Annotated in this window: 21 protein-coding genes; 17 read left to right on the top strand and 4 right to left on the bottom strand. The window is 67.8% G+C overall.

What is annotated here, in order from left to right:
• Positions 1-2 precede the first annotated feature (2 nt).
• Together lptG and lptF are read right to left on the bottom strand one after the other, a co-directional pair.
• Positions 3-1,157, bottom strand: coding sequence for an LPS export ABC transporter permease LptG (lptG, locus tag ACKI2N_RS15215; protein ID WP_420993708.1), 1,155 nt, complete (start codon positions 1,155-1,157; stop codon positions 3-5).
• A complete protein-coding gene (lptF, locus tag ACKI2N_RS15210; RefSeq protein ID WP_420993709.1) occupies positions 1,154-2,275 on the bottom strand; it encodes an LPS export ABC transporter permease LptF in 1,122 nt (373 codons plus the stop codon). Before lptF ends, lptG begins: the two co-directional genes overlap by 4 nt.
• Positions 2,276-2,411: 136 nt before the next feature.
• Here lptF and ACKI2N_RS15205 point away from each other — a divergent pair, with 136 nt between their 5' ends.
• From ACKI2N_RS15205 to ACKI2N_RS15190, 4 genes are all read left to right on the top strand, one after another.
• Positions 2,412-3,953 carry a leucyl aminopeptidase gene (locus ACKI2N_RS15205; RefSeq protein ID WP_420993710.1) on the top strand — a complete coding sequence of 514 codons (1,542 nt, stop codon included), beginning with the start codon at positions 2,412-2,414 and terminating at the stop codon, positions 3,951-3,953.
• A gap of 58 nt (positions 3,954-4,011) precedes the next feature.
• A complete protein-coding gene (locus ACKI2N_RS15200) occupies positions 4,012-4,455 on the top strand; it encodes a DNA polymerase III subunit chi (RefSeq protein ID WP_420993711.1) in 444 nt (147 codons plus the stop codon).
• A complete protein-coding gene (locus tag ACKI2N_RS15195) occupies positions 4,452-5,021 on the top strand; it encodes a hypothetical protein (protein WP_420993712.1) in 570 nt (189 codons plus the stop codon). The genes ACKI2N_RS15200 and ACKI2N_RS15195 overlap by 4 nt, the downstream gene beginning before the upstream one ends.
• 298 nt (positions 5,022-5,319) lie before the next feature.
• A complete protein-coding gene (locus tag ACKI2N_RS15190; RefSeq protein WP_426989894.1) occupies positions 5,320-5,865 on the top strand; it encodes a hypothetical protein in 546 nt (181 codons plus the stop codon).
• A gap of 146 nt (positions 5,866-6,011) precedes the next feature.
• Here the strand turns inward: ACKI2N_RS15190 and ilvD are convergent, their stop codons facing one another.
• Entirely contained in the window at positions 6,012-7,685 is a 1,674-nt protein-coding gene (gene ilvD / locus ACKI2N_RS15185; RefSeq protein WP_420998448.1) for a dihydroxy-acid dehydratase, read from the bottom strand.
• A 167-nt stretch (positions 7,686-7,852) separates the two neighbouring features.
• On the opposite strand from ilvD, the gene ACKI2N_RS15180 reads away from it, so the two are divergent.
• The 7 genes from ACKI2N_RS15180 (at position 7,853) to ACKI2N_RS15150 (ending at position 15,905) form a co-directional block, all read left to right on the top strand.
• Positions 7,853-8,836, top strand: a complete 984-nt coding sequence (locus ACKI2N_RS15180) for a LysR family transcriptional regulator (protein WP_420998449.1) — start codon at positions 7,853-7,855, stop codon at positions 8,834-8,836.
• 86 nt (positions 8,837-8,922) lie between these two features.
• Positions 8,923-9,735 (top strand): prolipoprotein diacylglyceryl transferase, encoded by an 813-nt coding sequence (lgt, locus tag ACKI2N_RS15175; RefSeq protein WP_420998450.1) that lies wholly within the window; start codon positions 8,923-8,925, stop codon positions 9,733-9,735.
• 265 nt (positions 9,736-10,000) lie between these two features.
• Positions 10,001-10,702: a GntR family transcriptional regulator gene (locus ACKI2N_RS15170; protein ID WP_420998451.1), complete on the top strand. Its 702-nt coding sequence runs from the start codon at positions 10,001-10,003 to the stop codon at positions 10,700-10,702.
• Positions 10,703-10,771: 69 nt separating this feature from the next.
• Entirely contained in the window at positions 10,772-12,253 is a 1,482-nt protein-coding gene (locus tag ACKI2N_RS15165) for a malonyl-CoA decarboxylase domain-containing protein (RefSeq protein WP_420998452.1), read from the top strand.
• A 105-nt stretch (positions 12,254-12,358) separates the two neighbouring features.
• Entirely contained in the window at positions 12,359-13,345 is a 987-nt protein-coding gene (locus tag ACKI2N_RS15160; RefSeq protein ID WP_420998453.1) for a Bug family tripartite tricarboxylate transporter substrate binding protein, read from the top strand.
• A gap of 58 nt (positions 13,346-13,403) precedes the next feature.
• Complete coding sequence (locus ACKI2N_RS15155) at positions 13,404-14,186, top strand: enoyl-CoA hydratase/isomerase family protein (RefSeq protein WP_420998454.1); 783 nt, start codon at positions 13,404-13,406, stop codon at positions 14,184-14,186.
• Positions 14,187-14,351: 165 nt separating this feature from the next.
• Positions 14,352-15,905 (top strand): malonate--CoA ligase, encoded by a 1,554-nt coding sequence (locus tag ACKI2N_RS15150; protein ID WP_420998459.1) that lies wholly within the window; start codon positions 14,352-14,354, stop codon positions 15,903-15,905.
• An 899-nt stretch (positions 15,906-16,804) separates the two neighbouring features.
• Here ACKI2N_RS15150 and ACKI2N_RS15145 read toward each other — a convergent pair.
• Positions 16,805-17,611 (bottom strand): LytTR family transcriptional regulator DNA-binding domain-containing protein, encoded by an 807-nt coding sequence (locus ACKI2N_RS15145; protein WP_420998455.1) that lies wholly within the window; start codon positions 17,609-17,611, stop codon positions 16,805-16,807.
• A 237-nt stretch (positions 17,612-17,848) separates the two neighbouring features.
• Here ACKI2N_RS15145 and ACKI2N_RS15140 point away from each other — a divergent pair, with 237 nt between their 5' ends.
• From ACKI2N_RS15140 to ACKI2N_RS15115, 6 genes are all read left to right on the top strand, one after another.
• Complete coding sequence (locus ACKI2N_RS15140; protein ID WP_420998460.1) at positions 17,849-18,715, top strand: FAD binding domain-containing protein; 867 nt, start codon at positions 17,849-17,851, stop codon at positions 18,713-18,715.
• A gap of 50 nt (positions 18,716-18,765) precedes the next feature.
• Positions 18,766-19,287: a (2Fe-2S)-binding protein gene (locus ACKI2N_RS15135; protein ID WP_420998456.1), complete on the top strand. Its 522-nt coding sequence runs from the start codon at positions 18,766-18,768 to the stop codon at positions 19,285-19,287.
• A gap of 84 nt (positions 19,288-19,371) precedes the next feature.
• Positions 19,372-21,783: an aerobic carbon-monoxide dehydrogenase large subunit gene (locus ACKI2N_RS15130; RefSeq protein WP_420998457.1), complete on the top strand. Its 2,412-nt coding sequence runs from the start codon at positions 19,372-19,374 to the stop codon at positions 21,781-21,783.
• A gap of 57 nt (positions 21,784-21,840) precedes the next feature.
• Entirely contained in the window at positions 21,841-22,476 is a 636-nt protein-coding gene (locus ACKI2N_RS15125; protein ID WP_426989888.1) for an SRPBCC family protein, read from the top strand.
• Between the two features lie 16 nt (positions 22,477-22,492).
• Positions 22,493-23,386, top strand: coding sequence for an AAA family ATPase (locus ACKI2N_RS15120; protein WP_420993464.1), 894 nt, complete (start codon positions 22,493-22,495; stop codon positions 23,384-23,386).
• Complete coding sequence (locus ACKI2N_RS15115; RefSeq protein WP_426989886.1) at positions 23,380-24,582, top strand: vWA domain-containing protein; 1,203 nt, start codon at positions 23,380-23,382, stop codon at positions 24,580-24,582. The genes ACKI2N_RS15120 and ACKI2N_RS15115 overlap by 7 nt, the downstream gene beginning before the upstream one ends.
• The last annotated feature ends 12 nt before the right edge of the window (positions 24,583-24,594 follow it).

Below are 24,594 nucleotides of genomic sequence, written 5' to 3'. Positions count from 1 at the left end.
GCCTAGTGCCGGTCGACCCAGCGCAATGCGCCCAGCGCCACCAGCAGGTACAGCGTGCCGGGGATCAGCGCCGAGACGATCGGCGGCCAGGTGTGCAGCAGGCCCACGTGCGAGAACAGCGTGTTGGACAGGTGGAAGGACAGCCCCAGCATGATGCCGCCGAACACCTTCACGCCCACCGCGCCGGCGCGCGCGTGCAGGTAGGCGAAGGGCAGGGCCAGCGCCACCATCACGAACAGCGTGAGCGGGTAGACCACTTTCTTCCAGAACGCGATCTCGTAGCGCTGCGTGTCCTGCTTATTGTCGCGCAGGTGGCGGATGTAGCGGAACAGGTCCAGCGTGGACATGCGTTCCGGCTCGACCAGCAGCACCGACAGGATCTGCGGCGTGAGCTCCGAGCGCATGGTCATGCTGGGCACGGACTTCTGCTCGCCGCGGAACACCGGCGCCAGCGCGTCGGCCTTGCCGGGCTCGCCGCGCGGCAGTTCCAGGAAATGGGTCTCGGTGACATCGCTGAGCTGCCAGGACTGGCTGCCCTGGTAGCGGCCTTCCTTGGCCACGCGGATCACGCTCAGCCGGTACTGGTCGTCGAACTCGTAGATGGTCACGCCGGTGATACTCTGGTCGGGCCGCAGGCCGACCACGTTGACGAAGCGCGTGACCTCGTGGCCCTGGGCGGCGTCGCGGTCGCGGTCCTTGACCCACACGCCCGAGCGGAAGCCGGCCGACACCGTGGCGCCGAGCGCCTCCAGCTTGACCTTCTGCGCGTACTGCTCGGCCTGCGGGCCGATGAACTCGCCGAAGATGAAGGTGGCGATGGCCAGCGGGATCGCCAGCTTGAACAGCGAGAACAGCGCCTGCCGGGTATTGAGGCCGGCCACGCGGAAGATGGTGTACTCGGACTGGCTGGCCAGTTGCGAGAACACGTAGATCGCGCTGATCAGCACCGCGATCGGCAGCACCTCGTAGATGCGCGTGGGCGCCTGCAGGATGACGTGGAAGAACGCCACCAGCGAGGTGTAGCTGCCGGCCACGCTTTCCAGTTCGCTGAGCATGTCGAAGAACACGAACAGCGCCAGCACGGCGAACAGGATGAAGGCGAAGACGCCGTAGATCAGGCGCCCGAAATAGCGCTCGTAGACGCGCAGGAACCTCATGCCTGGCCTCCCGCGCGCGTCTTGCGCGGCAGGCCGAGCACGGCCCGCCACCCACCCAGGCTGATGTTCTGGCGGTAGCGGAACAGCACCACCGCGCCCAGCAGCGCGATCAGGTGGAACGGCCACCAGGCCAGCGCGAACGGGATCGAGCCGGAACGCACCCAGGCCTGCGAGAGATTGATCAGGTTGCTGTAGGTCAGGTAGATCAGCACCGCGAACACCAGCGGCGTGTAGCGGCCCAGGCGCGGGTTGACGTAGGCCAGCGGGATGGCGATCAGCACGAAGTTGAAGGCCAGCAGCGGCAGCGACATGCGCCACAGCAGCTCGCCCAGGTTCTCGTTGCTGCGGTTGCGCAGCAGGTCGATGGTGTCGCGGCTCTTGGTGGGCAGGTCGGCCTCGCTCTCGGGTGGTTTGTTGTCCACCTTGACGGCGTACTGGTCGAATTCGACGATGCGGTAGTCGAGCTTGCCGGGCAGGCCGGTGTAGCGGCGGCCGTTTTCCATCACCACCAGGCGGTCGCCGTTGGGCATGGTGCGGAACTGGCCCTGGTGGGCCAGCGACACGCCGATCTTGCCCGCTTCCGCGCTGGCCACGAAGACATTGCGCGCATGGGTCATGTCGGCGTCGATGCTTTCGATGAACAGCACGTAGTTGGCCTTGGCCGGCTCGATGAAGCGCCCCGCGGCGATCATCGACAGCACGCCGCGCTGCTCGAAGCGGTCGCGGAACAGCGCGCTCTGCTGGTTGGCCCACGGCCACGCGAACATGCCCAGCAGCAGCGACATGATGATGAACGGCGCGGCGAACTGCAGCACCGGCTTGACCAGGTCGCGCAGCGAGATGCCGGCCGAGAACCACACCACCATCTCCGAATCCTTGTACCAGCGCGTGAGCACGATCAGGGTGGAGATGAACAGCGTGGCCGACAGCAGGATCGACAGGTAGCCGATGGTGGCCAGGCCGATCAGCATCAGGACGTCGTTCGGGCTGGCCTGCCCGTTGGCGGCCATGCCAAGGATGCGGATCACGAGCGAGGTCAGCATGAAGGTCAGCATGACCAGGAACACCGCCCCGGCGGTGTAGGCGAGCTCGCGACGCAGGGCTTGTTGAAAGATCATGCGTTGTCGGTTCCGGACTGCCGGCCGGCGCGGGCGATGGTGCGCCGGAAGGCTTGCTAGTCAGGATAGCGGACCGGCGGCAGCAAATCGCGGATAATAGGGGTTTTCTTTGGACGAGCCCCTGGAAGGAAGCGCGATGGAATTTAGCACAAAAGCCTTGGATTGGAGCAAAGCTGGCCAAAATGGTTTCCTGGCGACCAAGACCGATTGCCTGGTGGTAGGCCTGTTCGAAGGGCAGAGCCTGGCCGGCGTGGCCAAGGCGCTCGACGTCGCGACCAAGGGCCTGGTGGCGCGGCTCGTCAAGCTCGGCGATTTCGAGGGCAAGCGCGGCACGCAGCTGATGCTGCACGAGGTGGCCGGCGTGGGCGCGGCCCGCGTGCTGCTGGTGGGCCTGGGCAAGGAGGGCGAGTTCAACGAGAAAGCCTTCGCCGAAGCCGTGCGCACGGCTCTGCGTGCCTTGTCCGGCACGCGTGCCGCCAGCGTGCTGTGGTGCCTGGCGCAGCAGCAGGCTTCGCAGCAGGCCGGCAACGCCGCCGACCTGTCGTGGCGCCTGATCACGACCGTCACGCTGATCCGCGAAGCGGGCTACCGCCTGCTGGAGCGCCATCCCGGCCTCAAGCGCGCCGGCGCCAATGCCAAGGACAAGACCGGCCTGCGCAAGGTGGTGCTGACCGTGGACGCGGCCGACGCCAAGGCGGCGGCCCAGGCCGTGGTGCGCGGCGCGGCCATCGCCGGCGGCATGGAGCTGACCAAGGACCTCGGCAACCTGCCTTCCAACATCTGCACGCCGACCTATCTGGCCGACACCGCGCGCACCATCGCCAAGCGCCACAAGCTCAAGGTGGAAGTGCTGGGCCGCAAGCAGATCGAAGCGCTCAAGATGGGCGCCTTCCTGGCCGTGACCAAGGGCGCGGTCGAGCCGCCGCAGTTCATCGTGCTGCGCTATGACGGCGCCTCGGCCAAGCAGGCGCCGGTGGTGCTGGTGGGCAAGGGCATCACCTTCGACACCGGCGGCATCTCGCTCAAGCCGGGCGAGGGCATGGACGAGATGAAGTACGACATGTGCGGCGCGGCCTCCGTTCTCGGCACGCTGCAGGCGGTGGCCGAGATGGGCCTCAAGCTCAACGTGATCGCGGTGGTGCCCACCTGCGAGAACATGCCCAGCGGCACCGCCACCAAGCCCGGCGACGTGGTCACCAGCATGTCCGGCCAGACCATCGAGATCCTCAACACCGACGCCGAAGGCCGCCTGGTGCTGTGCGACGCGCTGACCTACGTGGAGCGCTTCAAGCCCGCCGCGGTGATCGACGTGGCCACGCTGACCGGCGCCTGCATCATCGCGCTGGGCAACGTGAACAGCGGCCTGTACGCACGCAACGACGGCCTGGCCGACCAGTTGCTGCAGGCCGGCCGCAAGGCCATGGACACCGCCTGGCGCATGCCGCTGGACGACGACTACCAGGACCAGCTCAAGTCCAACTTCGCCGACATGGCCAATATCGGCGGCCGCCCGGCCGGCAGCGTGACCGCGGCCTGCTTCCTGGCGCGCTACACCGAGAAGTACGACTGGGCCCACCTGGACATCGCCGGCACGGCCTGGAAGAGCGGCGCGGCCAAGGGCGCCACCGGCCGCCCGGTGCCGCTGCTGGCGCAGTTCCTGATGGACCGCGCCGGCTGACGCCAGGCGCGGGCCGGCGCCCGCGGGCGCCGGCTTCCGCAGAGGATCGCTTTTGACCATGACGCGCATCGACTTCCACAGCAACGTGCCCGACAAGCTCGGCTACGCCTGCCGCCTGATCCGCAAGGCCTACGGCGCCGGCCAGAAGCTGGTGGTGCACGGCGCGCCCGAGCAGCTGGCGCAGCTCGATGCGCGGCTGTGGACGTTCTCGCCGCTGGACTTCCTCCCGCACTGCGGCGTCGACAGCCCCCAGGCCGCGGTCACGCCGATCGTGCTGGCCGCCACGCTGGACCAGGCCCCGCATCACCAGTTGCTGATCAACCTGGACACGCAGCCGCCCGCGCAGTTCGCCAGCTTCGAGCGCATGATCGAGGTGGTGGGCAGCGACGCCGCCGACCGCGACGCCGGGCGCGAGCGCTTCCGCCTCTACCGCGAGCGCGGCTATCCGCTGGCCCACCACGACATCGCGCAGGCCAGCCAGTCCAGGGGAGAGGCCGCATGACCGAACGCACCACCTCGCGCGTGATCCCGCGCATCGGACCCAACGACAGCATTCCGCTGCTGACCGAAGTCATCGACCTGCCCGCCGATGCCGCCCGCCAGGACGCGCCGCAGGATGCCAATGCCGCGCCCGCGCCCGTCAGCCCGCCCCAGCCGCACATTGCCCGCGAACCGGCCTGGCCCGGCCCCGCGACCCACGTGGTCGTGCCGCGCGAAGCCGCCACGCCGATGCCCGAGGTGCCGGCGCTGGGGCAGCCCAACCCCTCCGTGCAGGACGGCGCCTACTCGGTCTCGCACGGCATGCCGCACGCCGCCGCGCATGCCGCGCCGCCCAGCGACGAAGAACTGCGCGCGGTCCGCAGCGAGCTGCTCACGCGCGTGATGATGCGTTTCCGCACCGAGTGGCCGCAGGTGGTGGAAGCCCATACCGAAGCCACGCTGCAGTCGCGCCTGGCCCCGCTGACCGCGCAACTGGCCGCCGAGCTGACGCAGGCGCTGGAGGCACGGCTGGTGGAGTGGCTTGATGCCACGCTGGAGGAGATTGAGAGGGATCCGGGTGGGGTTTGAGTTGGGGGGATGGTTTTGGAGGGTTAAGTTTGGGTGTTGAAGGGGGTTCAAAGTTAAAGGCTTTAAAATCAAAATCTCAAATTCAAATTCAAATTCAAAGTCTTCAAAGTCAAAGTCAAAGTCAAAGTCAAAGGCTTTCGCTCCCCCGGAGCGACCTACTTTCTTTTTTCCGAAAAGAAAGTAGGCAAAGAAAGCGGACTGCCTGGCCGGCAGGGGCAGAGCCGAACAGTGTTTCTAGTATTAATGGTTTCGTGGTGGGGTTTGTAGTTCTGCGTGCATCCTGCCGTTACCGGATTTAATGGCCACGCTTCTGCAAGCGGTGCTGGATTCGTGGTGGCGCTGCATGATGGCGATGGCCCAGGTGGTTCAGGCTGCTGCCGCGACCGGGGCGGATGGGCCCGTCATAGGCACGGCACTGGTTTCGTGGTGGGCGCGGTGGACCGGGGCGCGAGTGTGCCGGGCTACGTTTCAAGTCGGGGCCACCACGCCCACCACGAAACCACGAGGGTGCTACGTCGTGGCCGCCAAAACCGGTAACGGCAGATGGCAGAACAAGCAGTGCGCCCGCCATCATAGGTCTGACCCCGAAACCAATACCGCCAGCAAGATCGTGGTGGGCCGCACCGGTAACGGCAGCATGCCAGCAGAACCGCAGGCCCCACCACGAAACCACCAACAATCAGCAATTCCAATGTTTCTGCCCCTGCCGGCCAGGCAGTCCGCTTTCTTTGCCTACTTTCTTTTCGGAAAAAAGAAAGTAGGTCGCTCCGGGGGAGCGAAAGCCTTTGACTTTGAAGTTAAGATTTTGATTTTAAAGAATTTGATTTTGACGTTAATCAATTAATCAATGATCTTTGAATTCAAGAAATTGACGTTAAACAATTCCCGCAAAAATAAGAAAAGCGCCAAGAAAAAAACCCGCGAGAAATCGCGGGTTTTTTTCTTCGGGCCCAGTTCCAGACCGACCCCCAAACCTACCACCAAAAAACCTCAGTCCGTCACCGCCCCCTTGCTTGCCGTCGATGCCAGCTTGGCGAACTTGGCCAGCACGCCGCGCGTATAGCGCGGGCCGGGCTGCTTCCATGCGGCGCGGCGCCCGGCGAGTTCCTCGTCGCTCACGTTGAGCTGCAGCAGCAGCTTGTGCGCGTCGATGGTGACCGAGTCGCCTTCCTGCACCAGTGCGATATTGCCGCCCACGTGCGCTTCCGGCGCGACGTGCCCGACCACCATGCCCCAGGTGCCGCCGGAGAAGCGGCCGTCGGTGATGAAGCCGACCGATTCGCCCAGGCCCTTGCCGATGATGGCGGAGGTGGGGGCCAGCATCTCGGGCATGCCCGGGCCGCCCTTGGGGCCCAGGTAGCGCAGCACCAGGATGTCGCCGGCGTTGATCTTGTCGGCCAGGATGGCGTCCATGGCGCTCTGCTCGTCCTCGAACACGCGCGCCGGGCCGGTGATGACGGGGTTCTTCAGGCCGGTGATCTTGGCGACCGCGCCTTCCTCGGCCAGGTTGCCCTTGAGGATGGCGAGGTGGCCTTCCTTGTACAGCGCCTTCTCGATCGGCAGGATCACGTCCTGGTCGGCGCGCGGGGTGTCGGGTACGTTTTCCAGTTCCTCGGCCAGCGTGCGGCCGGTGATGGTCAGGCAGTCGCCGTGCAGCAGGCCGGCCTTGAGCAGGATCTTCATCACTTGCGGGATGCCGCCGGCGCGGTGCAGATCGGTCGCCACGTACTGGCCCGAGGGCTTGAGGTTGCAGATCACCGGCACCTTGCGGCGGATGCGCTCGAAGTCGTCGATGGTCCATTCCACCTCGGCCGAGTGGGCGATCGCCAGGTAGTGCAGCACGGCGTTGGTGGAGCCGCCGGTGGCCATGATCAGCGAGACCGCGTTCTCGATCGACTTGCGCGTGATGATGTCGCGCGGCTTGATGTCCTTCTTGATCGCCTCGACCAGCACGCGCGCCGATTCGGCGGCGCTGTCGACCTTCTCCTGGTCCGGGTTGGCCATGGTCGACGAGTACAGCAGCGACATGCCCAGCGCCTCGAACGAGGAGCTCATGGTGTTGGCGGTGTACATGCCGCCGCACGAGCCCGACGACGGGCAGGCGTTCTTTTCCACGCCTTCGAAGTCTTCCTCGCTCATGCGGCCGGCGGTGAATTCGCCCACGGCCTCGAACGACGACACGATGGTCAGGTCCTTGCCCTTCCAGTTGCCCGGCTTGATGGTGCCGCCGTAGACATAGATGCCCGGCACATTGGTGCGCGCCAGCGCGATCATGCCGCCCGGCATGTTCTTGTCGCAGCCGCCGATCACCACCACGCCGTCCATCCACTGGCCCTGCGTCGCGGTCTCGATGCAGTCGGCGATGACTTCGCGCGAGATCAGCGAGTACTTCATGCCCTCGGTGCCCATCGACATGCCGTCCGAGATGGTCGGGGTGCCGAAGATCTGCGGGTTGGCGCCGGCGTCCTTGATGGCGGCCACGGCCGCGTCGGCCAGGCGCTGCAGGCCGGAGTTGCACGGCGTGATGGTCGAGTGGCCGTTGGCGATGCCCACCATCGGCTTGTCGAAGTCTTCCTTCTTGTAGCCGAGCGCGTAGTACATCGAGCGGTTGGGGGAGCGCGCCACGCCTTGCGTGATGTGCTGCGAGCGTTTGTTGAATGCCATGGGGAATCTCCGGGGAATGGGTGCTGGCCCGCGCGGTGGTTTCGGGGGTGGCCTGGGCCCCGCGCGGGCGTCTGCCGTGTTGTGGGCGAAAGCATGCCGCTTGCGTTTTATCGTGTCAAATATATTATTCAACCTCTATTGAGTCGAAAAACATATCAGGAGGCCGATTGGACCTGCGCCAGCTGCGGTACTTCGTCACGGTGGCGGAAGAACTCCATTTCGGCCGCGCCGCGCGGCGCCTGGCCATGACCCAGCCGCCGCTGTCGCAGCAGATCCAGGCGCTGGAGGAGGAAATCGGCGTGCCGCTGTTCCTGCGCACGCGCCGTTCGGTGGCGCTGACGCCGGCCGGCCAGCAATGGTTGCCCGAGGTGCGCCGCGTGCTGGCCGACGCCGCGGCGCTGCCCGGGCTGGCCCAGCGGCTGGCGCGCGGCGAGGCGGGCACGCTTTCGCTGGCCTTCGTCAGCACCGCGGACTACGGCATCCTGCCGGACCTGCTGCGGCGCTTCCGCGCGCGCCACGCCAACGTGCAGCTGCAATTGCGCGAGGCCACCAGCGACATCCAGCTGGAGGCGCTGATGGAAGGCGCCATCGACGCCGGGCTGGTGATCCGCCCGCAACTGCCGGCCATGCCGCACGGCGTGTCCTACCTGCCGCTGGTGCGCGAGCCGCTGGTGCTGGCCGTGCCGCAGGGCTGGCAGCCGCGCGGCGCGGCACCGGACAGCGCGGCCGGCACCGGCGCGCAGGCCGGCATCGCGCTGCGCGACGCGGCCCATGAGCCCCTCATCATCTTCCCGCGGCGAAGCGCGCCGGCGTTTTATGACATCATTACGGGCTGCTATGCGCGCGAAGGGCTGACGCCGGCGATTGCCCAGGAGGCCATCCAGATGCAGACCATCGTCAGCCTGGTGTCGGCTGGCATGGGGGTGGCGCTGGTGCCGGCCTCGCTGTGCAACCTTCGCCGCACCGGGGTGTCCTACCTGCCGCTGCGCGATGCCGGGCCCGACATCGAGACCGGGCTGGTGTGGCGCGAGGCGGGCGCCGGCAGCGTCAGCCCGGTGCTGCGTTCCTTCATCGAGATCGCCGGCGCGCTGGCCTCTGCCATGACCGTGACGCAAAACGCTGGCATAAAGCCGGACGCGGCCGCCGGCTGATTTCCCGCCCGCGTGCTGGCTCCTGTATTCCGGTACGCCGGTACACCGGTACGCGGCGCGGTTCCACAACCTACTTCACGGCAAACATGCTGATTCACCCGCAATTCGATCCGGTCGCCATCCACCTCGGTCCGCTGGCCATCCGCTGGTACGGCCTGATGTACCTGGCCGGCTTCATCATGTTCCTGTGGTTCGGCCGCCTGCGCATCCGCCAGCCGCACATCGCCGCGCAGGGCTGGACCGTCAAGGACCTCGACGACATGCTGTTCTTCGGCGTGCTGGGCGTGATCCTGGGCGGGCGCCTGGGCTACGTGCTGTTCTACAAGGCCGACTACTACTTCAGCCACCCGCTCGAGATCTTCAAGGTGTGGGAGGGCGGCATGGCCTTCCACGGCGGCTTCCTCGGCGTGATCGTGGCGATGTGGCTGTTCGGCAAGCTGCGCGGGCGCCACTGGATGGAAGTGACCGACTTCATCGCGCCGATGATCCCGTGCGGCCTGGCGGCCGGGCGCATCGGCAACTTCATCAACGGCGAGCTGTGGGGCCGCCCCACCGACCTGCCGTGGGGCATGGTCTTCCCGCAGGCCGGCGACAACATTCCGCGCCATCCCTCGCAGCTGTACCAGTTCGCCGGCGAGGGCGTGGCGCTGTTCATCATCCTGTGGCTGTTCGCGCGCAAGCCCCGCCCGATGGGCGCGGTTTCGGGCGCGTTCCTGATCGGCTACGGCGGCTTCCGCTTCCTGGCCGAGTTCGCGCGCGAGCCGGACAACTTCCTCGGCCTGCTGGCGCTGAATTTCTCGATGGGCCAGTGGCTCAGCATGCCGATGATCCTGGCCGGCATCGCCATGCTGGTGTGGGCCTACCGGCACGGCGAGGCGGTGCGCGCGTCGATGCGCTGAGGCGCAGCGCTTGTTCATTGCCCTCGGTTTGCTCCCCTCTTCCCATGAGGGGAGGGGGAGAACATCTTGCCTGGGCCAGCTCGCACGGCGTGGGCGCATCTTTCCCGGTTTCGTTCGACGCCTTCACAAATCCCGCTTGCCGCTGCGCAACATCGATTCTTGTTGTGTTAACGCCGCCGTTATTCATAATTATGAATTATTGAGTTGGCGAAAGTGCCGCCGCGGCCACCTCGATGCCATTGCCACGTTCCCGCCGGAGAACTCCATGCGCATCATCCAGCAGGCCCTGTATCTCGAAGTCGCGGAGCGCCTGCGTACCCTGATCGACGAGCATGCGCTGATGCCCGGCGCCTGGATCGACGAAGCCAGCGTGGCCGAATCGATGGGGATCTCCCGCACGCCGCTGCGCGAGGCGCTCAAGGTGCTGGCCGCCGAGGGGCTGGTGCGGCTGGAGCCGCGCCGCGGCTGCTTCGTCAATGCGCTGTCCGAGCAGGATCTCGACGAGATATTTCCGCTGATGGCCCTGCTCGAAGGGCGCTGCGCCTTCGAGGCCGCGCGCAACGCCGGCGCCGCCGACCTCGACGCGCTCGAAAACCTGCACGCCGATCTGTCGCGCTACGCGCAGGACGGCAACATCGACGCCTACTATGAAACCAACTACCAGATCCACGAGGCGATCCAGCGGCTGGCCGGCAACCGCTGGCTGTCCGGCCTGATCAGCGACCTGCGCAAGGTGCTGCGGCTGTCGCGCCACAAGAGCCTGAAGCTGCCGGGCCGCATCCGCGAGTCGTGCGCGGAGCATCTCTCGGTGTTCTCCGCGCTCAAGGCGCACGACTCCGAAGGCGCCGAAGCGCTGATGAAGACCCACCTGATGCGCCAGCGCGGCGCGCTCCGGGCGCTGGACGCGGCCGAGGCGCAGGCTGCCGGGCCGCCCGCCGCGGCGCCGGGCAAGGCTGCCGCCCGCTAGCGCCGCGCCCGTCGTCCGGCATGCATCGCCCGATACCCGGCCATTTGACAGTCCGATAGCAGGTACGCCATGGATTCCCTGAGCAGCGAGCAGAAAGTCAGCGCCCCTCTTGCCGGCCCCGAGTCTTCGGGCGGCAACCTGTTCTCGCGTTTCGGCCGCTGGTGGGGCCGCAAGGGCCAGCGCGGCGCCGGCAAGCCGGAAGCCAGGGCCGAGGCGCGCGTGGACACGGCCCCGGCGGCGCTGCCGGCGCGCGTGCTGCGCCGCCAGCGCGAGCAGCTGCGCCAGTGCTTCGACGCGCGCCTGACCGACGGCGCCGCCAATGCCGCCGCGCAGTCGTGGCGCGCCGGGTACGAGGCGGCGGGGGACGACGCACGGCAGGCCATGCTCGGCGTGCTGGCCGAAGTGGCGGCCAGCGGCGAGGCGGGCGAGGCGGGCGAAGGCGCCGATGGCAATGGCAATGCCGCGCCCGGCCTGTCGCAGGCGCTGTCCAACGCGCGCATCCGTTTCTTCAAGCGGATCGCCGCGCTGCACGGGCAGCAGGGCGACAGCGTGTGCGGCCTGCATTTCCTGATCGGCCTGCGCGCCGACATGCTGCGCTGGCAAAAACGCATGCCGGGCCTGCGTCCGCTCGACGACGATCTCGAGGCGCTGTTCTCCAACTGGTTCGACGTGGGCCTGCTCGAACTGCAGCCGATCACCTGGGACTCGCCCGCCTCGCTGCTGGAAAAACTGATCCGCTATGAGGCCGTGCACGAGATCGCCTCGTGGGCGGACCTGCGCAACCGGCTCGATTCCGACCGGCGCTGCTATGCCTTTTTCCACCCGCGCATGCCGCGCGAGCCGCTGATCTTCGTCGAGGTGGCCTTCGTGCCGGAACTGGCGGCCAACGTGCATGCCCTGCTCGACGAGGCGGCGCCGCTCGAAGACCTGCGCCGCGTCAAGTGGGCCATCTTCTATTCCATCTCCAACACGCAGGCCGGGCTGCGCGGCGTGAGCTTCGGCAACTTCCTGCTCAAGCGCGTGATCGAGGAATTGCAGCGCGAGTTTCCCAAGCTCAAGCAGTTCGCCACGCTCTCGCCCATTCCCGGCTTCGCCGACTGGCTGCGCAAGCGCGACGGCGCGGCGGTGGCCGGGGTGCTGGGCGACAAGCGCCTGGCGCGCTGGCGCGAGCAGCACGGCGAGCCGCCCGCCGACGGCGCGGGCTGGCTGGCGGCGCTGGCCGGCGGCGCGGACGCCGCGGACGGCCCGCACGAGAAGGGCGCCCGGGAAGACGCCGTGGTGCGCGACACCGCGCTGGCGCTGGCCGCGCATTTCCTCGTGCGCGAGCGCCACCACGACATGCCGGCCGACCCCGTGGCGCGCTTCCACCTCGGCAACGGCGCCTGCGTGGAGCGCCTGAACTGGGCCGCCGACCTGTCGCGCAAGGGCCGCGCGCAGTCGTGCGGCATGATGGTGAATTACCTGTACGTGCCCGAGGCGCTCGATGACAACCTGGCGCGTCTCGGCAATGGCAACCCGCGCATCAGCCGCGCCGTGGGGAAGTTCTTGTGATCCTGGCCGGGTCCCGGGCGAGGTCCTTCGCCGGGCCATGGCCTTGTTGTGGTGGCAGTTCCGTGGTTTGACTTTCCGCAGAGAAAAGACACAGGAGACAGAGCAATGAAACGTCGTCAGTTCCAACTGGCCGGGCTGGCCTGCGCGCTCGGCGCGGCCCTCGGCATGGCAGCCCCCGCGGCACAGGCCGACACCTGGCCGTCCAAGCCGATCACCGTGATCGTGCCGTTCCCGGCCGGCGGCGGCACCGATGCCTTCGCCCGCCCGCTGACCGCGCAGCTTTCCAGGCAGCTCGGCAAGCAGTTCGTGATCGACAACCGCGGCGGCGCCGGCGGCACGGTGGGCGCGAGCATCGCGGCCAAGGCCGCGCCGGACGGCTACACGGTGTTCATCGGCGGCGCGCACCACGCCATCGCGCCGTCGTTCTACAAGAAGCTCGACTACGACATCGAGAAGGATTTCATCCCGGTCACCGTGATCGCGCAGCCGCCGCAGGTGGTGGTGGTCAACCCGGCCAAGGTGTCCGCCAACACGCTCGGCGAGCTGATCGACTACGCGAAGAAGAACCCGGGCAAGCTCAACTACGGCTCGGCCGGCAACGGCTCGTCCCACCATCTCGCCGGCGAGCTGTTCAAGCTGCAGACCCAGACCTTCATCACGCATATCCCGTACAAGGGCGCGGGGCCGGCGCTGTCGGACCTGATCGCCGGGCAGGTCGACATGGTGTTCGACGGCCTCGGCTCCTCGGCCCAGCATATCCGCGCCGGGCGCATCAAGGCGCTGGCGGTGGCGTCGAACAAGCGCTCGGCCGCGTTCCCCAACGTGCCGACCGCGGCCGAGGCCGGCGTGGCCAACTATGACGTTTCCACCTGGTACGCGATGTGGGTGCCCAAGGGCACGCCCAAGGATATCGTCGACAAGCTCTACGCCGAAGTGGAAAAGGCGCTCAACACGCCCGAGATGAAGCAGGTCTGGCTGGCCAACGGCTCGGACACGCCGGCCTTCACGCAGGATCAGTTCGCCCAGTTCCAGCGCGCCGAGATCAAGCGCTGGGCGCAGGTGGTGCAGCAGTCCGGCGCCAAGATCGACTGATTCGATTGATTCGACCGATTCGACGCAAGGGGATGGTGATGATGGCAGGAGCAGGGGCATGAGCGGCACGGTGGAAATCACGCGCGACGGCGACGTCGCCACGGTCACGCTGGCCAACGCGGGCAAGCTCAACGCGATCTCGGTGGCGATGTGGCGCGCGCTGGCGCGGGGCTTCGCGCGGCTGTCGGCGGACGAGTCGCTGCGCTGCGTGGTGGTGCGCGGCGCCGGCGGCAACTTCGCCGCCGGCGCCGACATCGCCGAATTCCCGCAGGAGCGCGGCGATGCCGCCGCGCTGCGCCGCTACCACATGGAGACCATCGCCCCGGCGCTGGCCGCCGTGGCGCAATGCCTGCATCCCACCGTGGCGATGATCGACGGGGTTTGCGTGGGCGGCGGGCTGGAGATCGCCTGCCACTGCGACCTGCGCATCGCCGCCGCCGACAGCCGCTTCGGCGTGCCCATCAACCGGCTCGGCTTCCCGATGGCGCCCGGCGAGCTGGGCGGCCTGCTGGCCCTGGCCGGCCGCGCCGTGGCGCTGGAGATCCTGCTCGAAGGCCGCGTGTTCGACGCGGCCGAGGCACGCGAGAAAGGACTGCTCACGCGCGTGGTGCCGGCCGCCGCGCTGGCCGGCGATGTGGCCGCCACCGCCGCGCGCATCGCCGCCGGCGCGCCGCTGGCCGCGCGCATCAACAAGGAGACCATCCGCCGCCTGGCGCCCGCCCCGGAGCCGCTCGACGCGCACGAACTGGCCGCGCATTTCCGCTACGGCGAGAGCGCGGACCATGCCGAAGGCGTGGCCGCCTTCCTGGCCCGGCGCGCGCCGCGCTTTACCGGGCACTAGCGGCGGGCCTATCATGGCCGGCTGTCGGCCAGCCTCAAGTCCGGGCTTGACGAAGTCCGCCTAACCACACTCGTACTGCCTCATTGACCTTTCGGGCTATCGGCCCGCGGCCCCGGCCCCCGATTGCCAATGTTACTGACGATCCCGTTCTATATCTTCCGCAACATGAACGCCAACCTGTTCGCCCTGTTCGAATCGCGCTTCCCCTCGGACCGCAGCGCCTGCTGCATCGAAACCCACGACGGCCTGTACTACAGCTGGGACGACCTCGACCGCGCCACCGCCAAGCTGGCCAACCTGCTGGCCGCGCTCAAGCTGCCCGAAGGCGCGCGCGTGGCGGTGCAGGCGGAGAAGTCGCCCGAGGCGCTGTTCCTCTACCTCGCCACGCTGCGCGCCGGCTACGTCTACCTGCCGCTCAACACCGCTTACCAGGAAGCCGAGATCGACTACTTCATCGGCAACGCCGAGCCCGACGTGGTGGTCTGCAGCAGCGCCAATTTCCCGTGGGTGTCCAAGGTGGCGTTCCGCCACGGCACCCGGCACGTGTTCACGCTGGACGAAGACCGCTCCGGCTCGCTGCTGGCGCGCGCGGCCGGCAGGCCGGATACCTTCGCCACCGTGGCGCGCGGCGCCGACGACCTCGCCGCCATCCTGTACACCTCCGGCACCACGGGCCGCAGCAAGGGCGCCATGCTCACGCACGGCAACCTCGCCTCCAACGCGAAGACGCTGCACGAATACTGGGGCTGGCGCAGCGACGACGTGCTGCTGCACATGCTGCCGATCTTCCACGTGCACGGCCTGTTCGTGGCCTCGCACGGCGCGCTGCTGGCCGGCGCCAAGATGATCTGGGCGCCCCGCCTCGACATGGCCCAGGTCCTCAGGTTCCTGCCGCGCTCGACCGTGATGATGGGCGTGCCCACGTATTACGTGCGCATGCTGCAGGAGCCGCGCTTCGACGACGACACCTGCCGCCGCATGCGCCTGTTCGTGTCCGGCTCCGCGCCGCTGCTGATGGAGACCTTCGACGCCTTCCGCGAGCGCACCGGCCACACCATCCTCGAGCGCTACGGCATGAGCGAGACCGTGATGCTGGTCTCCAACCCATACGAAGCCGCCGACGGCGAGCGGATCGGCGGCACCGTCGGCAAGCCGCTGCCGGGCGTGTCGGTGCGCGTGGTCGACGGCGACGGCAAGCCCTGCGCGCCCGGCGAGATCGGCAACGTGGAGGTGCGCGGGCCCAACGTGTTCAAGGGCTACTGGCGCATGCCCGAGAAGACCCGCGAAGAATTCACCGCCGACGGCTGGTTCAAGACCGGCGACGTCGGCCGCTTCGGCGGCACCATCCTCAGCCACGCCGGCGAACGCAAGGTGCCCGACGACTACCTGACCATCGTCGGCCGCAGCAAGGACCTCATCATCTCGGGCGGCTACAACGTCTACCCGAAGGAAATCGAGAGCTTCATCGACGAAATGCCCGGCGTGGCCGAAAGCGCCGTGATCGGCGTGCCGCACGCGGATTTCGGCGAAGCCGTGGTGGCGGTGGTGGTGGGCAAGCCCGGCTCGGCGCTGGAGGAGGCCAGCCTGATCGGCTCGCTCAAGGGACGGATTGCCAATTTCAAGGTGCCGAAGCGGGTGCATCTTGTCGATGAACTGCCGCGGAATACGATGGGGAAGGTGCAGAAGAATTTGTTGAGGGTGCAGTTTGGGGGGGATTAAGGGGGGCTCGGGTGTTTTTGGGCCTGGCGGCCCGGGCGTGATTGGGTTTTTCTTGGGTTTTTGATTTGAAGGATTTGGATTTTAAGTCAAAATCTTGACTTCAAAGTCTTTAAGATCAAAGTCAAAGGCTTTCGCTCCCCCGGAGCGACCTACTTTCTTTTTTCCGAAAAGAAAGTAGGCAAAGAAAGCGGACTGCCTGGCCGGCAGGGGCAGAAACGTTGGGATTATTAATGTTAATGGTTTCGTCGTGGGGTTTGTAGTTCTGCTGGTATCCTGCCGTTACCGGTTTTGGCGGCCACTATTCTGCGAGCGGAGCTGGATTCGTGGTGGCGCTGCATGATGGCATTGGCCCAGGTAGTTCAGGCTGCTGCCGCGACCGGGGCGGATGCCACGTCATGGGCACGGCACTGGTTTCGTGGTGGGCGCGGTGGCCCCGGCTTGAGACGAGCCCGGCACACTCGTACCCCGGTCCACCACGCCCACCACGAAACTATGAGGGTGCTACGTCGTGGCCGCCAAAACCGGTAACGGTAGATGGCCGGACAAGCAGTGCGCCCGCCATCATAGGTCTGACCCCGAAACCAACAAAACCCGCAGCTTAGTGGCCGCCCGCACCGGTAACGGCAGGATGCGAGCAGAACCACAGGCCCCACCACGAAACCACCAGACAATCAGAAACCCAACGTTTCTGCCCCTGCCGGCCAGGCAGTCCGCTTTCTTTGCCTACTTTCTTTTCGGAAAAAAGAAAGTAGGTCGCTCCGGGGGAGCGAAAGCCTTTGACTTTGACGTTAAGATTTTGAATTTGATGTTGAATTCAATGTTTTAAGATTTTAAGGGGTTTATTTTTGAAATAAACAATTGAGTTTGAAATAATTTTAATGTGAACGAAAAAATCCCCCCTACGCCACCCCCAACCTCTCCCTCAACTCCGCAATCTTCGCCCGGCTCACCGGCACCAGCGTGCGCTGCGCATCGTCCATGACAAGCTGCACGCGTTCCTCGTTCCTCACCACTTCCACCGCATAAGCCAGGCTGACGATATGGCTGCGGTGCACCCGCAGATAAATACTGTCATCGAGCCGCATCTCCAGGTCGGTCAGCGACAGGTTCGACAGGTAGTGCTCGTCCCTGGTGACGATCGTCGTGTAGTGCCCGTCGCCCTGGAAGCGCACGATGTCCTTGAGGTCCACCAGGATCACGCGGTTCTTCCGGTACACGGGGATCTTGAACAGCCGGCGCGGCATGGGGGCGCTGCCGGCCGCGAGTGCCTGGTGTGGCTCCGTGGTGATGTCGGTGACGTCGTAGAAGATCATGCAGGTGCCGCATACACCGCTGCTGCCGGTCATCTTGGACACCTTGATCAGCAGCACCCGGTCGGGGATGTTGATCATCATCGCCAGCGGCGGCGGCGACTTGACCGGGCAGCCGCTGGCGTCCTCGGACTGCAGCAGGAAGCGTAGTTTCTCGCGGCTTTTCTCCGGGTGGAGTTGCACCACGTCGATGCCGATCAGCCGGTCCTGGCTGACGCCCAGCGACTGCTCGCTGGCGGGCCCGAGGATCTGCAGCGCAACATCGTTGAAGGCGGTGACGCGGCCTTGCGCGTCGAGCCAGACGATGCCCGGGTTGAACTGTTCCAGCTTGTGCTGGAAGGTCTCGTTGCGGCGCACCTCGGGGGCTGGCGGGGTGAACGGCGCAAGGCGGTCCATTGCAATCTCCTGGTTTAGACGTCGGCCTATCGCGCGCCTGCGCGGCCATTCTGTTGTACGTCCCCACTGTAGTTCGTGCAAGTTTCCCGGCGGTTGGCGCAGGCTTGCCGTGCGTTCGGGAAGTCACATTGCTTTGCTGCGCTGCATTATGAAATGCTTCTGAAAACACAGCGAGGCGCGCAAGCGGCCGGCACGGCGCCGGCGGCGCAGGCGCCGATGCGAGACAAGGAGACCAGCGTGATACCCCGCCCGTTTGAATATCATGCGCCGAAGACGCTGCCCGAAGCGGTCGCCATGCTCGAAGAATACGGCGACGGCGCCAAGCTGCTGGCGGGCGGGCACAGCCTGCTGCCGATGATGAAGCTGCGCTTCGCCGAGCCGGCCCACCTGATCGACCTCGGCAAGGTCGAAGGGCTCAAGGGCATCCGCCAGGAAGGCAGCGAGCTGCGCATCGGCGCGATGACCACCGAGAACGAACTGATCTGGTCGCCCCTGCTGCAGGAAAAATGTCCCTTGCTGGTGGAGGGCGCGCGCCTGATCTCGGACCCGCAGGTGCGCTACCGCGGCACCATCGGCGGCGATATCTCGCACGGCGATCCCGGCAACGACCATCCGGCGCTGATGATGGCGCTGGACGCTTCCTTCGTGCTGGCCGGCAGGCTGGCCGAGCGCGTGGTGCCGGCGGACGGCTTCTTTCTCGGCACTTACATGACCTTGCTGGAGCCGGGCGAGATCCTCACGGAAATCCGCATCCCGGTGCCGGCGCAGGGCAGCGGCCATTGCTATGCCAAGCTCAAGCGCAAGTCGGGCGATTTCGCCACCGCCGCCGCGGCCGTGATGCTGCGCCTGCGCGGCGAGAGCGTGGAGGACGTGCGCATCGCGCTGACCAATGTCGCGCCCACGGCGATCCGCGCCACCGACGCCGAGCAGAGCCTGCGCGGCAAGCCGCTCGACGACGCGGCCATTGCCGAGGCGGCGCGGCTGGCGATGGCCATCTGCGACCCGGCCGAGGACCTGCGCGGCGACGCCGAATACAAGACGGCGATGGCGGGCGAGATGACGCAGCGGGCGCTGCGCGTCGCCTTCTCGCGCGCGGCGCACTGATTGCCGTCCCGATTGTCGAAACCATTGCAGGCCCCCAGCGGAGACCGGACATGATCAAGAAAGTGATGGTGTCGTTCAAGCTCAACGGCAAGGACACCGACGTGGTGGCCGAGCCGCGCGAATTGCTGATCCACACGCTGCGCGAGCGCTGCCTGCACACCGGGCCGCACATCGGCTGCGAGACCTCGCACTGCGGCGCCTGCACGGTGGACCTGGACGGCATGTCGGTCAAGTCCTGCACGGTGCTCACGGTACAGGCCGAGGGCGCGCAGGTACTGACCGTGGAAGGCCTGGCGCAGGGCGGCGAGCTGCATGCGCTGCAGGAGGCCTTCATGCAGGAGCATGCGCTGCAGTGCGGCTTCTGCACGCCCGGCATGCTGATGCGCGCGTACCGCCTCCTGCAGGAAAACCCCGACCCGGGCGAGGAAGAGATCCGCTACTGGATGGCCGGTAACCTGTGCCGCTGCACGGGTTACCAGAACATCGTCAAAGCGGTGCAGTATGCCGCCCGCAAGCTGCGCGGCGAAGCGGTGCAGACCTCGCATCCATTGATGGACGAGGCGGCGCACTGACGCGGCCGGCAGGACGGGCAACAGGCAATGCCGGGCGCGCGATGGCCGCGCCCGGTGTCTCAAGCAGACGCACGGAGACGCACCATGGGAACGATGAACGCCGAAGCCGAGCGCCTCGCCGCGCTGGAGGGCATGGGCTGCTCGCGCAAGCGCCGCGAGGACCCGCGCTTCCTGCAGGGCAAGGGCACCTATGTCGATGACATCAAGATGCCGGGCATGCTGTTCGGCGCGATGGTGCGCAGCCCCTATGCGCACGCCCGCATCAAGCGCATCGACAAGTCGCGCGCGCTGGCGCATCCCGGCGTGCACGCGGTGCTGACCGCCGACGACCTCAAGCCGCTCAAGCTGCACTGGATGCCGACGCTGGCCGGCGACGTGCAGGCCGTGCTGGCCGACGAGAAGGTCTGCTTCCAGAACCAGGAGGTGGCCTTCGTGGTGGCCGACGACCGCTACGTGGCGGCCGACGCCGCCGAGCTGGTGGAGGTGGAGTACGAGGAACTGCCCGCGCTGGTGGACCCGCACCAGGCGCTGGCGCCCGACGCGCCGGTGATCCGCGAGGACATCCGCGACAAGCAGGTGGGCGCGCACGGCGCGCGCCGGCATCCCAACCACATCTTCAACTGGAAGATCGGCGACAAGGACAAGACCGACCGCGCCTTCGACAACGCCGAGGTCACGGTCGCGCAGGAGATGCTGTATCCGCGCGTGCACCCGTGCCCGCTGGAAACCTGCGGCTGCGTGGCGTCCTACGACAAGGCGCGCGGCGACCTGACCGTGTACATCACCTCGCAGGCGCCGCACGTGGTGCGCACCGTGGTGGGCATGCTGTCGGCGATCCCGGAATCGAAGATCCGCATCGTCTCGCCGGACATCGGCGGCGGCTTCGGCAACAAGGTGGGCGTGTATCCGGGCTACGTGGTGTCCATCGTGGCGTCGATCGTGCTGGGCCGGCCGGTGAAGTGGATCGAGTCGCGCGCGGAGAATCTCAGCAGCACCGCGTTCGCGCGCGACTATCACATGAAGGGCGAGCTGGCCGCCGACCGCGACGGGCGCATCAAGGCGCTGCGCGTGAACGTCGTCGCCGATCACGGCGCCTTCGACGCCTGCGCCGACCCGACCAAGTGGCCGGCCGGCATGTTCCACGTCTGCACCGGCTCGTACGCGATCCCCAACGCGTTCGTCTCGGTCGACGGCGTCTACACCAACAAATTTCCGGGCGGCGTGGCCTACCGCTGCTCGTTCCGCGTGACCGAGGCGGTCTACCTGATCGAGCGCATGATCGACGTGCTGGCGCTCAAGCTCGGCATCGACAAGACCGAGCTGCGGCTGCGCAACTTCATCCGCAAGGACCAGTTCCCGTACCTGACGCCGCTCGGCCTGGAGTACGACTCGGGCGACTACGAGCCCGCGCTGCGCAAGGTGCTGGCCGCGGTGGACTATCCCGCGCTGCGCGCCGAGCAGGACGCGCGCCGCGCCGACCCCAAGGCCGAGTGGCTGATGGGCATCGGCGTGTGCACCTTCACCGAGATCGTCGGCGCCGGGCCGTCCAAGGCGTGCGACATCCTCGGCATCGGCATGTTCGACTCGTGCGAGATCCGCGTGCATCCGGACGGCTCGGCGATCGCGCGCATGGGCACTATCACGCAGGGGCAGGGCCACCAGACCACCTACGCGCAGATCATCGCGTCGGAGGCCGGCATCCCCGCCTCGGTGATCCAGGTGGAGGAGGGCGACACTTCCACCGCGCCTTACGGGCTCGGCACCTACGGCTCGCGCTCGACGCCGGTGGCGGGCGCGGCGGTGGCGCGCGCGGCGCGCAAGATCCGCGAGAAGGCCAGGCTGATCGCCGCGCACTTGTTCGAGGCCGGCCCCGACGACGTGGAATTCGATCTCGACCGCTTCGTGCTCAAGGGCTCGCCGGGCAAGTTCAAGACCTTGAAGGAAGTGGCCTGGGCCGCCTACAACAACGTGCCCGAAGGCATGGAGATGGGGCTGGAGGCGGTGGACTACTACGATCCGCCCAACTTCACGTTCCCGTTCGGCGCCTACCTGTGCGTGCTCGACATCAACCGCCATTCGGGCGAGACGCGCGTGCGCCGCTTCTACGCGCTCGACGACTGCGGCACGCGCATCAACCCGATGATCATCGAGGGCCAGATCCACGGCGGCCTGACCGAAGGCTTCGCGGTGGCGATGGGGCAGGAGATGCCCTACGACGAGGCCGGCAACCTGCTCGGCGCCACGCTGATGGACTACTTCGTGCCGACCGCGCTGGAGACGCCGCACTGGGACACCGACTTCACCGTCACGCCGTCGCCGCACCACCCGATCGGCGCCAAGGGCGTGGCCGAGTCGCCGCACGTGGGCTCGATCCCGTGCTTCACCTCGGCGGTGGTCGACGCCTTCGCCCACCTCGGCATCACGCACATGAACATGCCGCACAACGCCTACCGCGTCTGGCAGCAATGCCGCGCGCTCGGCCTGGCGCAGCGCTGACGCCGGGCCCGCCCACGCGCGCCGCGCCGCGGCGCGCAAGCCTGCGAGGACAAGCTGATGAAAGTCGTGCTCGAAAAGGTATTCCCTCTCGCCGCCGGCGCCGACGCGGCCTGGCAGTCGCTGCAGGACATCGCCGCGGTGGCCGGCTGCATGCCGGGCGCCACCATCACCGAGCGCGTGGACGACACGCACTACAAGGGCACCATCGTCGTGCGGCTCGGCCCGGCCACGATGTCGTTCAAGGGCGACATCGAAGTGCTGGGCCTCGACCCGGCCGCGCGCAGCCTGCACCTGGCCGGCAAGGGCGCGGACTCGACCGGCACCTCGGGCGCGTCGATGGACCTGCTGGCGACCGTGCAGGGCAGCGGCGCGGCCTGCGCGCTGTCCGGCAGGAGCGAGGTGACCATGAGCGGCAAGGCGGCCGCGTTCGGCGGGCGCATGATGAACACCGTGGCCGACCAGATCCTCAAGCAGTTCGCGGCCAACTTCGACGCGCTGGCGCAGTCGCGGCAGGCGCCGCCGGCGCCCGCGCAGGAGGCGGCGGCGCCTGCCGGCGACGGCGCGCCGGCGGCGGCCTCCGCGGCGGCCCCGGCCGCGCCGCCGCCGCCGCGCGCGGAGCTCAACGGCCTTGCGCTGGCGTGGGCGGTGCTGCGCGACTGGCTGCGCGGGATCTTCTCGCACAAGGCCACCTGACGGAGGAGCCGGCGCCATGCCCACCGACCGCATGCCGGACGTGGTGGCGCTGCAGCAGCGCCTGGAGCAGCATGGCTACATCGCCGAACGCAGCTTCGCCGCCACCATGCTGCTGACGCTCGAGATGCGCCGCCCGCTGCTGCTCGAAGGCGAGGCCGGCGTGGGCAAGACCGAGGTGGCCAAGGCGCTGGCGCGGCTGCTCGCCACGCGCCTGATCCGCCTGCAATGCTACGAAGGGCTGGACGCCCATTCGGCGCTCTACGAGTGGAACTACCAGCACCAGTTGCTGGCGATCAAGCTGCTGGAGCAGGACCCGCGCCCGGTGGCCGACAAGGAGCAGGACATCTTCTCCGAGCGCTACCTGCTCAAGCGCCCGCTGCTCGACGCCATTACCGCCACGCCGGCGCCGGTGCTGCTGATCGACGAGATCGACCGCACCGACGAAGCGTTCGAGGCTTACCTGCTGGAGCTGCTGTCGGACTTCCAGATGTCGATCCCCGAGCTGGGCGTGATCCGCGCGGCCGAGCGGCCCTACGTGGTGCTCACCTCCAACGGCACGCGCGAGATCTCCGACGCGCTGCGCCGCCGCTGCCTCTACCAGTACGTGGACTACCCGGGCTTCGACAAGGAACTGCTGATCGTGCGCATGCAGGTGCCGGACGTGCCCGAGGCGCTGGCGCGGCAGATCGTGGAGTTCGTGCAGGCGGTGAGGCAGATGGACATGCAGAAGCGCCCCGGGCTGGCCGAGACGCTGGACTGGGCCTCGGCCCTGCTGCGCCTGGGCGTGAGCGCGCTCGACCCGGGCGGCGCCGAGCAGATCATGGATTCGCTGTCCGCGCTGGTGAAGACGCGCGCGGACCTGGCCGGGCTGACGCGCCCGGTCGTCGAAAAACTGGCGGCCGCATGCTGAGCGCGCTGCCCGGCGCCGCGCAGCGCGCTCCCGAAGCGGATCTGGCGGCGCGGCTGGTGTCGCGCTACACCGGCTTCGCGGGCTGGCTGCGCGCCAACGGCTTTCGCGTGGCGAGCGAGGACATGGCGGCCTCGATGGAGGTGGCGCGGCGCATGGGCCAGCTCGACAGCGAACTGCTGCGCTGGAGCCTGCGCGCGCTGCTGTGCTCGCGCGCCGAGGAATGGCGCCGCTTCGACGCCTTGTTCGATGCCTACTTCCAGCGGCCCAACCGGCGCGCGCTGGCGCCGGCGCAGGCCAGCGGCGCCGGGCGCCTCGAGCCGCGGCGCGAGGCCGGGCCGCGCGACGACAGCGAAGGCACCGCGCTGGCCAGCGCCGGCCCCGAGGCGGACGGGCTGGCCGCGCAGGGCAGCGCGGCGGCGCGCGGCGCCAGCGCGGCGGACTCGCTGGCGCACGCGGATTTCCGCCATCTCAACCAGCCCGACGCGCTGTTCGCCATCGACGACGCGATCCGGCGCTTCGCGCAGCGGCTGCGCGGCGTGCAGACGCGGCGCGAGCGCAGCGCGGCGTCGGGCCGCCTGATCGACATGGCCGCCACCATCCGGCGCAGCGTGCCGCGCGGCGGCCAGCCGCTGGAGCTGGCGTGGCGGCAGCGCCGGCGGCAGCGCCCGCGCATCGTGCTGCTGCTCGACGTGAGCCGCTCGATGAGCCTGTACAGCTTTTTCTTCCTGCGCCTGGCGCGCGTGCTGAGCGCGCGGCTGGCCGACGTGCACTGCTTCATCTTCCACACCGCGCTGGCGAACGTGGGGCAGGCGCTGCGCGACCCCGACCCGTGGCGCTCGCAGGAACGCCTGGCGCTGCTGTCGGCGGGCTGGGCCGGCGGCACGCGCATCGGCGAGAGCCTGGATGCGTTCAACCGCCGCCACGGCGCGGCGCTGCTGCATTCGCGCACGGCGGTGGTGATCGTCAGCGACGGCTACGACGCGGGCGAGCCCGGCCTGCTGCAGGAGGCCCTGCACAAGATGCGGCGGCGCTGCCGCCGGCTGGTCTGGCTCAACCCGCTGATGGGCCAGCCCGGCTTCACGCCGGCCAGCGCGGGCATGTCGGCGGCGCTGCCGTACCTCGACCTGCTGGCTGGCGCGCGCGACCTGGCGAGCCTGCGGCAGGTGCTGCCGCAAGTGCTGTCGGTATTGCAGTAAACGACGTTCCGG

This window comes from Cupriavidus sp. 30B13, from assembly GCF_049059565.2.
In the GTDB taxonomy this organism is placed as follows: domain Bacteria; phylum Pseudomonadota; class Gammaproteobacteria; order Burkholderiales; family Burkholderiaceae; genus Cupriavidus.
The sequence above is the reverse complement of the archived record's forward strand: the minus strand, read 5'-3'. Positions and strand labels throughout refer to the sequence as shown.